Here is a 7,758-nt window from a genome sequence, read left to right as displayed (position 1 = left end):
TTCCGCCGGCAGATCTACGGCTGCTTCTGGTTCGAGGCCGAGAACGCGCGCTACGCCATCGAGCGGCTCGGCCCGGACAACATCCTCTACGAGACCGACTTCCCGCATCCGACAAGCATGTCTCCGGGGCCGGCCAGCACGGCGGTCGCTCCGAACGAGTTCCTGGACCATTCCTTCGGAGACCTGCCCGAGGCGACACTGCGCAAGATCCTGCACGACAACGCCGCGCGCCTCTACCGCGTCCGATGACGGCGACGAACGAGGAGTTCCAGCACCGAGACCGTTGCGCGATCGTCGGGATCGGCGCCACCGACTACTCGCGTGACGCCGGTCGCAGCGACCTGACCCTGGCGACCCAGGCCGCGCTGGCCGCCATCGAGGATGCCGGTCTGACGCCGGGGGACATCGACGGCATCGTCCGTTGCGACATGGACAGCGTCCTGCACAACGACCTGGCCGACTCGCTCGGGATACGCGAACTCACCTACTGGGCCCAGGTGGGGCCGGGGGGAGTGGCGCCGTGCGCCATGGTCGGGCAGGCGGTGGGCGCCATCCTCTCGGGCCAGGCGACGACGGTCCTCGTCTTCCGGGAACTCAGGGGACGGTCGGGGCGCCGGTTCGGGCTGTCCGCGGCGGCCGACGCCAGGGTGGGTGGATGGGGCAGCTACGACGAGTTCTTCGCTCCGTACGGGCTGCTCACTCCCGGGCAGATTTTCGCCCTCATGGCCCAGCGTCACATGATCGAGTACGGCACGAAGAAGGAGGAGATGGGCCACATCGCGCTCACCTGTCGGGCCAGGGCGAACGCGAACCCGGCGGCCCAGATGCACGCTCGCACCCTCACCATGGAGCAGTACCTGTCGGCCCGCCCGATCGCCCGGCCACTCGGGCTGTTCGACTTCTGTCTCGAGACCGACGGGGCCTGCGCCGTGGTGGTGACCAGCGCCGCCCGCGCCCGGGACTGTCGAAAGCCTCCGGTCCTGATCCGGGCGGTCGCTCAGGGCAGCGTGCCCGATCCGCAGCCCGGAATCCAGTTCCCGACCCTGATGCGGAAGTCGATCACCGAGCTGCCGGCGAGTTCGGTCGCTCGCACGTTGTACCGACGGGCGGGCCTCGGCCCGCAGGACGTGGACGTCGCCCAGATCTACGACTGCTTCACGATCACCGTCCTGCTTCAGATCGAGGACTGGGGCTTCTGCAAGAAGGGCGAGGGCGGGCCGTTCGTGGCCGGAGGCGAGATCGATCTCGGGGGCAGCATTCCGATCAACACCGGCGGCGGTCACCTGTCCGAGGGCTACATCCACGGCATGAACCACATCCTCGAGGGGGTCCGCCAGATCCGTGGGGAGTCGACCTCCCAGGTCCCGGGCGCCGAGGTGTGCCTGGTGACCTCGACCCCGCTGCCGCCGGGCAGCGCGCTGATGCTGCGAGCGGCCTGATGGACCGGATCCGACGCACCCACCTCGTCCCGGTCGACGACGATCCCGACACCGGGGGATTCTTCGAAGCGGCCCGGCGCGAGGAACTGGTCATCCGGGTGTGCGCGGGCTGCGGTGCCGTTCTTCACCTGCCGCGCGCCTACTGCCACACCTGTGGAAGCTGGGACGGCCGTTGGCAGCCGGTGGCGGGTTTCGGAACCCTCTACTCGTGGACGGTCGTCGAGCACCAGGTCCACCCGTTGTACCCGGTGCCCTACACGGTGGTCCTCGTCGAGCTCCTGGACGTCCCGTCCGTCCGGTTCGTCGGCCACCTTCCCGGTGCTCCCGCCCTCGTTCCGGGGCAGCGCATGCGGGTCTGGTTCGACGACGCCGTGGGCGTGGTCGTGCCGCAGTGGCGACCGGTCGGTGCCATCACCCAGCCGAGCATGAGGGTCGGTCGCCACGAGTGAAAATCCTCCGAGTACGACCGCTTCCTACTTCCCCTGGTCAAGCTCCCGCGATAGGACTCGAACCCATACCGGTGGTTTGTTGGATCAGGGTGGTTGGTAGAGGTGCAGGCCGTGGCCTGCGATGATCGTGGTGGTCAGGGCTTGGGGTTCAGCGGGTGGGGGCGTGGTGGACCAGGCTTTCCACCAGCGGTGGAATCCGATAGCGGAGTCCACGGAGCCGACGCCTACCTGAACGGCGCGTGACCCGGCCGGCGCGGGACAACGATCACGCCGAGGACGACCGCGTCCCGCCGCGCGCCGAGGCGCCCGACCTCATCGACGAAGTGTCCTGCTTCCGGCGAGATCGCCGCCGCCCAGGCGGGGATGCCGTGCCGCAGCACCGGGCTGTCCGCCAGCGCCGCACCGCGGCGGACAATGGACGCCACCGGTTCCGGGAGCGGGTCCCGGAGCTGCTGGTCCACCCAGTGTGCGGCGACGGCGCGGCCGGCCAGGATCTCGCGGACCAGCGCAGCCAGTCGGTCTATCAACTCATCGACGCCCTCGGCCCCGGCGATGTCTTCGGTCAGCCGAACCACCGGCTCCGGGATCACCATCTGCCCGAAGATCGCCGGCACCGGCACCCGCGTGCCGGCGAACACCCGGGCGAACGTCGCCTGCGCCTCCGCGTCCATCGGCCGAGCCGCCCGCCCGACGAGCCCAGTGCTCGAACGGTGGTTCAGGGCCAGGGACTCGACTCCGCCGCCGTCGATCGCGGCGTCCACCGCCGTGAGTAAGCGATCGAGCCGGTCCCGCTCGGCGAGCAGCACGGCGCGGTGCTGCTCGAGCACGTCGCCGAGCTCGTCCAGAGCAGCCCGGATGCTGTCGAGCCCGAGACCCAGGCTGCGCAGGAGGTCTATCCGCAAAAGCAGCAGCAGGTCGGCGTCGGAAAAGGTCCGGTACCCGCTGTCGCGATGCTGGAGGCGGATCAGGCCGATCCGTTCGTAGTGGCGGATACGGCCCGCCGAGATGCCCGTCAGCGCCGCCACCTCGCCGATCAACAACCCGCGGTCACCGGCCACGTCGTCTCGGGTTCGCTTCGTCGTCTGCGCTCACGGCGCTTGACCTTACGACCATCGCAACGTCCAGGCTCCCGGTCATGGACCACACGACTCTCGTTGACCTCACCCGACGTGTGCTCAAGCTGGCTGCCGACCGGACTGCGGACCTCGCTCCAGGCGTGGCCGAGCAGAATGCCTCCGCCTACTTCGACCCCGACCGGCTGGCCGCCGACCGCGAGCTGTTCCGGCGCACCCCGCAGATCGCCGGGTATGCCGGGGAGCTCGCCGAGCCGGGAGCCTTCGTGACCAAGACGGTCATGGGCACGCCGCTGGTGCTGACCCGGCAGGAGGACGGCTCGGTCGCCGCGTTCCACAACGTGTGCGCCCACCGGCAGGCCCCGGTCGCGAGCGGCTGCGGGGTCGCGCGCCGGTTCGCCTGTCCCTACCACGCGTGGACGTACGACACAGTCGGCCGGCTGCGTCACATGCCGATGCCCGAGGGCTTCCCTGACCAACCGACCCGCCTCACCCGACTGCCCGCGACCGAACACGCCGGCTTCCTGTGGGTCGCGCTCGACCCGGACGCCGAGCTGGACATCGAGGCTCACCTCGCCGGGTTGTCGGACGAACTCGCCTCGTGGGGTGTCGGCGCGTGGACGCCCATGGGCGAGCGGGTTCTCAACGCCGACATCGACTGGAAGCTGGCCGTCGACACCTTCGCCGAGAACTACCATTTCGCCACCGTTCACCGGGAGACGTTCGCCTCGGTGGCGCTCTCGGGCGTCGCGGCGTTCGACACCTATGGGCCACACTCCCGGCTGGTGTTCCCGATGCGGACGATCACGGAACTGATCGACCGGCCCGAGCAGGAGTGGAACCCGCTCTCGCACGCCGTCGTCATCTACCACCTGCACCCAGGCGTGGTGATCTCGACGACGGTCAACAACGGGGAGCTGTTCCGCATCTACCCGAGCTCCGAGCCGGGCCGTTCGGTGACGTTCCATCAGAACGCCACCCCGGTCGACGTGTCCGACGAGGCGCAGCGCCTGGCTTTCGAGGAGATCTTCGAGTACGCGCACGCGACAGTGCGGGACGAGGACTACACGCTCGCCGAGCAGGTGCAGCGCAACCTGGCAAGCGGTACGCAGCCGGTGCTCCGGTTCGGCCGGAACGAGCCCTGCCTGCAGCACCGCCATGTTTCCTGGGAGTACGCGATCCGGGAGGCCGTCACACCCCGGTAGACGCGCACCGGTGGGTCACGTCCAAGCAGTGCTGGTACGCGTCGACCACCGTTTCGCGCCTCTTCGTCGTCCGCGGGAGGAGATCCCTGCCCCCGGGTCCGCAGGACACCCTTCCCTGGCGTGGTCAGGTCACACCCACGCAGAAAGACCGTACAAGAGGACGCGTTCACTCAGACCCAGGCGAGGCGGCGGCCAATGACGAGGCGCTTGATCCGGCCGGCGCCCTCGAAGATCTGCACAACTTCGGCCTCGCGCCTTTACCGCTCGACCAGGCATGCCACCGAACGCTACACTTTTTACATGAGTGTAAAGAACCTGGGTACATCGATTGGCGTTCGCGTCGAGCGTTGATGGACGCGCCGCACGCGGGTCCAGCGGCCGGCGCCGCCTGGGCCGGGTCCGGTCGCCAGGTACTGCCGGCCCATCCCCCCGACCTGGGCTCCACCGTGACCCCGGTGTCCTCGACGTTGCATTCAAGGCTCCAGCGAATTCAGGGGCTCCGGCGACTTGTGCGCGAGCCCTGTCCTGGCAAATATCGTAGGTAGGAATCCCTGGTCATGAGAGGAGGGGCATGGACCGTACGGCCGTTCTGGACAGTATACGGACCGTGTCGTTCGTAGGGTTTGACGACATGCCGGAGCGGGCTGTGCCTGACGGTCGGGTCCGCAGGCCAGTGATCCGTTCGTGACGATCATGATCGAGGTCGGGGAATCCGGCAGGGTCACCGTCTGGGTGACCAGACCAGCGAAATCGAGGGCTGAGGATGCCATTCATCGACCATGTTGCGATCTGCCCCGCGGATCTGGAAGCCTCGCTTCGGTTCTACCGGGACGGCATTGGGCTGGAGGTTCTGTTCGACGTCACGATGGACATGGATCTCGAGCAGTTTCTGGGTGCGCAGACCAAGAAGCCCCGGACAGTGTTCCTGGGTGACCGGAACAACGAGGAGGCGGGCCGGGTGGAACTGTTCGAGCTCGGCACCGGAGATCTGCCGGGCGGCAGCGCCGCCGCTGGCCTCCCGCACCGGGGAGCCTTCCTGCTGTCGTTCGTCGTGCCCGTCGAGCAGACGCTTCACCGCCTGGCCGCGCTCGGCTTCGGCGGTGAACCGCGCACGATGCCGACGCCGGGCGGCCCCGCCGCGACCGTCGTGGACCCGGACGGGATCATGGTCGAACTCCTCTCCCGGCCGGCAGCGCTGTGACGAGCTGACCGGCCGGCATGCAGGAGCCCTTTTCGAACAGGGACCGGCGCCGCCGCCGGACCGCGCCGGACCCGTTCGAAGAGGGCCGACGTCCACGCGAGTCCCCTCCTGGTCTCGGGATCGACGATGCGTTCCTGCGCTTTCCGGACGGTAGCGACGATGTATCGTTCGAAGGTGGCGCGACGAAGCTGACGGTGTTTGCCGATGATCCCGAGGCGGTCAGGGGGAAAAATCCGCCTGGTCGGTGACCTGGTGGCGGATGATGCGGAGCGTTCGCATGAAGGACAGCTGGTCGGGGTCGACGTCGGCTTCGTCGGCGGCTTCGGTCATGAGGGTGCGTATGGCGTAGTGGGTGAGCAGGAGCGCCCAGATCTTCTGTTCGACGAGATCGGGACGTTTGGAGTGTCAGGATTGACGACATGGCCGGTCACCTAATCAAGCGGCATTGGTTCGAACGTCCAGGGAATCTTGCGGAGAATCAGGTCGCTCAGTCGAGAACGTCTCATCCTTCTCGTTCTTCCACGAGAGCGGAGCGGCTGATTTTCGTCGCGGCCGTACGGGGCAGCTCCGCGACGAACTCGACCGTCTTGGGAACCTTGTACGGTGCCAGCCGACCCTTGAGGAAGGAGATGACGCCCGCTTCGGACAGGCTCGCGGTCCGTGGCCTCGGCACGACGATCGCGTGTACCCGGCGTCCCCAGTGAGGATCGGCGAGGCCGATGACAACAGCGTCGGCGACGTCCGGGTGCTCGGAGAGGGCGGCCTCCACCTCGGCCGGGAAGACGTTCGCCCCACCGGTGACGATCATGTCTACCCGGCGGTCCGCCAGGTAGAGATATCCATCGGCGTCCAGGTGGCCGATGTCCCCGGCGGTTCCAAAGCCGTCCAACGTCTCGGGCAGCAGGGGCGCGCCGCCGAGGTAGTCGTATCCGCCGGTTCCCTGCCAGCGTAGGTAGACGTCGCCCTGCTCGCCCGCCGGCACAGGGTTCTGGTTCTCGTCGAGGATGCGGATCTCTGTGCCTCGGAACCCTCTTCCGACACTTCCAGGGTCAATGCCGTGAAGCTTAAGTCGATCTTGGATGGCTGATCTTCCGCTGTTGCTGGCCGGCGGGTTGGTACGGCGTGGCGGCGTGGCATCTGTGCTGGTGGGTGGTTTGGTCACGGTTCGTGGCTTCGATGATGTCCCCGGACCAGGTGTCGGTCGGGGTGCTGGTGACGGCGGTCCCGCGTGACGCGGTGGATGAGGCGGTCGAGGTCTGTGGGGTCGGCGAGCGGCGGAAGGGCGGGAAGCTCCCGCCGCATGTGACGTCGTATCTGACGCTGGGAATGTGCCTGTTCCCGGACGACGACTACGCCGAGGTCGCGGCGAAGGTCACCGGGTCGCTGGACCGGTTCGGCTGCTGGGACGCGGCGTGGGCGCCGCCGAGTGCGAGCGGGATCACCCAGGCGCGTAAACGGCTGGGCCGGGCGGTGATGGCCGAGGTGTTCGAGCGGGTCGCCGGCCAGGTCGCGACGCCCTCGACGCGGGGGGCGTGGCTGCGGGGCCGGCTGCTGCTCGCGGTCGACGGGTTCGAGGTCGACGTGCCCGACACCGAGGACAACGCCGCCGAGTTCGACTATGCCGGCTCGGGCGAGAAACGGTCGGCCTTTCCGAAGATCCGGGTCGTCGCGTTGGCGGAGTGCGGCACGCACGCGTTCCGGGCCGCCGAGGTCGGTGGCTGGGCGGCCGGGGAGAGGACGCTGGCCCGCGGGGTGCTCATGCGGCTTCGGCGGGACGAGGTGCTGACCGCCGACCGGGGGTTCTACTCGTTCGACAACTGGGGACTGGCGGCCGGCACCGGCGGCGACCTGATCTGGCGGGCCCCGACCGGGCTGAACCTGCCGGTCGTCGACGTCCTGGCTGACGGCACGTTCCTGACCGTGCTGATCAACCCGGAGATCACGGGCAGCCGGCGGCGGGCCGCGCTGCTCGACGCCGCGAGGGCCGGCGCCGAACTCGACCCGGACGAGGCGCACCTGGCCCGGGTCGTCGAGTACGACATCCCCGACCGGGCCGGCAACGGCACCGGAGAACTGGTCGTCCTGCTCACCTCCATCCTCGACCCACGTGACGCCCGGGCCGACGAACTCGCCGCCGGCTACAACGAGCGCTGGGAGGAGGAGACCGCGAACGACCAGCTCAAGACCCATCTCCGCGGCCCCGGCAGGATCCTGCGCTCCCGGCTGCCGGACCTGGCCATCCAGGAGATGTGGGCCTGGCTGACCGTCCAGTACGCGCTCACCGCCCTGATCGCCCACGCAGCCGAGGCAGCCGACATCGACCCCGACCGGGTCGGCTTCGCCCGAACCCTGCGCCTCGTCCGCCGTTCCGCCACCGGGACGGCGGACATT

Annotated in this window: 7 protein-coding genes and 2 pseudogenes; 6 read left to right on the top strand and 3 right to left on the bottom strand. The window is 68.7% G+C overall.

What is annotated here, in order from left to right; genetic code table 11:
- The 3 genes from QOZ89_RS46405 to QOZ89_RS46395 all read left to right on the top strand — a co-directional run.
- Positions 1 to 249 (top strand): amidohydrolase family protein (locus QOZ89_RS46405; protein WP_312626150.1); only part of this gene is annotated, 249 nt, incomplete at its 5' end.
- Positions 246 to 1,439, top strand: coding sequence for a thiolase C-terminal domain-containing protein (locus tag QOZ89_RS46400; protein ID WP_071047586.1), 1,194 nt, complete (start codon positions 246 to 248; stop codon positions 1,437 to 1,439). The genes QOZ89_RS46405 and QOZ89_RS46400, both read left to right, overlap by 4 nt.
- Positions 1,439 to 1,888, top strand: coding sequence for a Zn-ribbon domain-containing OB-fold protein (locus QOZ89_RS46395; RefSeq protein ID WP_312630336.1), 450 nt, complete (start codon positions 1,439 to 1,441; stop codon positions 1,886 to 1,888). Before QOZ89_RS46400 ends, QOZ89_RS46395 begins: the two co-directional genes overlap by 1 nt.
- A gap of 224 nt (positions 1,889 to 2,112) precedes the next feature.
- Here QOZ89_RS46395 and QOZ89_RS46390 read toward each other — a convergent pair whose 3' ends face one another.
- Positions 2,113 to 2,946, bottom strand: a complete 834-nt coding sequence (locus tag QOZ89_RS46390; RefSeq protein ID WP_083418966.1) for a MerR family transcriptional regulator — start codon at positions 2,944 to 2,946, stop codon at positions 2,113 to 2,115.
- 77 nt (positions 2,947 to 3,023) lie between these two features.
- Between QOZ89_RS46390 and QOZ89_RS46385 the strand changes: the two genes are divergently transcribed.
- Together QOZ89_RS46385 and QOZ89_RS46380 are read left to right on the top strand one after the other, a co-directional pair.
- Entirely contained in the window at positions 3,024 to 4,166 is a 1,143-nt protein-coding gene (locus QOZ89_RS46385; protein WP_071050070.1) for an aromatic ring-hydroxylating oxygenase subunit alpha, read from the top strand.
- A gap of 763 nt (positions 4,167 to 4,929) precedes the next feature.
- Positions 4,930 to 5,367: a VOC family protein gene (locus QOZ89_RS46380; RefSeq protein WP_071050069.1), complete on the top strand. Its 438-nt coding sequence runs from the start codon at positions 4,930 to 4,932 to the stop codon at positions 5,365 to 5,367.
- 219 nt (positions 5,368 to 5,586) lie between these two features.
- On the opposite strand, the pseudogene QOZ89_RS46375 reads toward QOZ89_RS46380, so the two are convergent.
- A pseudogene (locus QOZ89_RS46375) lies at positions 5,587 to 5,769 on the bottom strand (IS4 family transposase); the annotation flags it as partial.
- Positions 5,770 to 5,869: 100 nt separating this feature from the next.
- A pseudogene (locus QOZ89_RS46370) lies at positions 5,870 to 6,412 on the bottom strand (class I adenylate-forming enzyme family protein); the annotation flags it as partial.
- 131 nt (positions 6,413 to 6,543) lie between these two features.
- On the opposite strand from QOZ89_RS46370, the gene QOZ89_RS46365 reads away from it, so the two are divergent.
- Positions 6,544 to 7,758, top strand: a 1,215-nt coding sequence (locus tag QOZ89_RS46365; RefSeq protein WP_312630335.1) for an IS4 family transposase, incomplete at its 3' end; no start/stop codon positions are given.

This window comes from Pseudofrankia coriaricola (assembly GCF_032027725.1).
GTDB lineage: Bacteria > Actinomycetota > Actinomycetes > Frankiales > Frankiaceae > Pseudofrankia.
Note: the sequence above shows the minus strand (reverse complement) of the source record. Positions and strands in the feature narration are given on the sequence as shown.

Excerpts from the sequence above, each read along its gene's own strand:
- QOZ89_RS46400 (WP_071047586.1), top strand. The coding sequence starts at position 246 with ATGACGGCGACGAACGAGGAGTTCCAGCACCGAGACCGTTGCGCGATC.
- QOZ89_RS46395 (WP_312630336.1), top strand. The coding sequence starts at position 1,439 with ATGGACCGGATCCGACGCACCCACCTCGTCCCGGTCGACGACGATCCC.
- QOZ89_RS46385 (WP_071050070.1), top strand. The coding sequence starts at position 3,024 with ATGGACCACACGACTCTCGTTGACCTCACCCGACGTGTGCTCAAGCTG.
- QOZ89_RS46380 (WP_071050069.1), top strand. The coding sequence starts at position 4,930 with ATGCCATTCATCGACCATGTTGCGATCTGCCCCGCGGATCTGGAAGCC.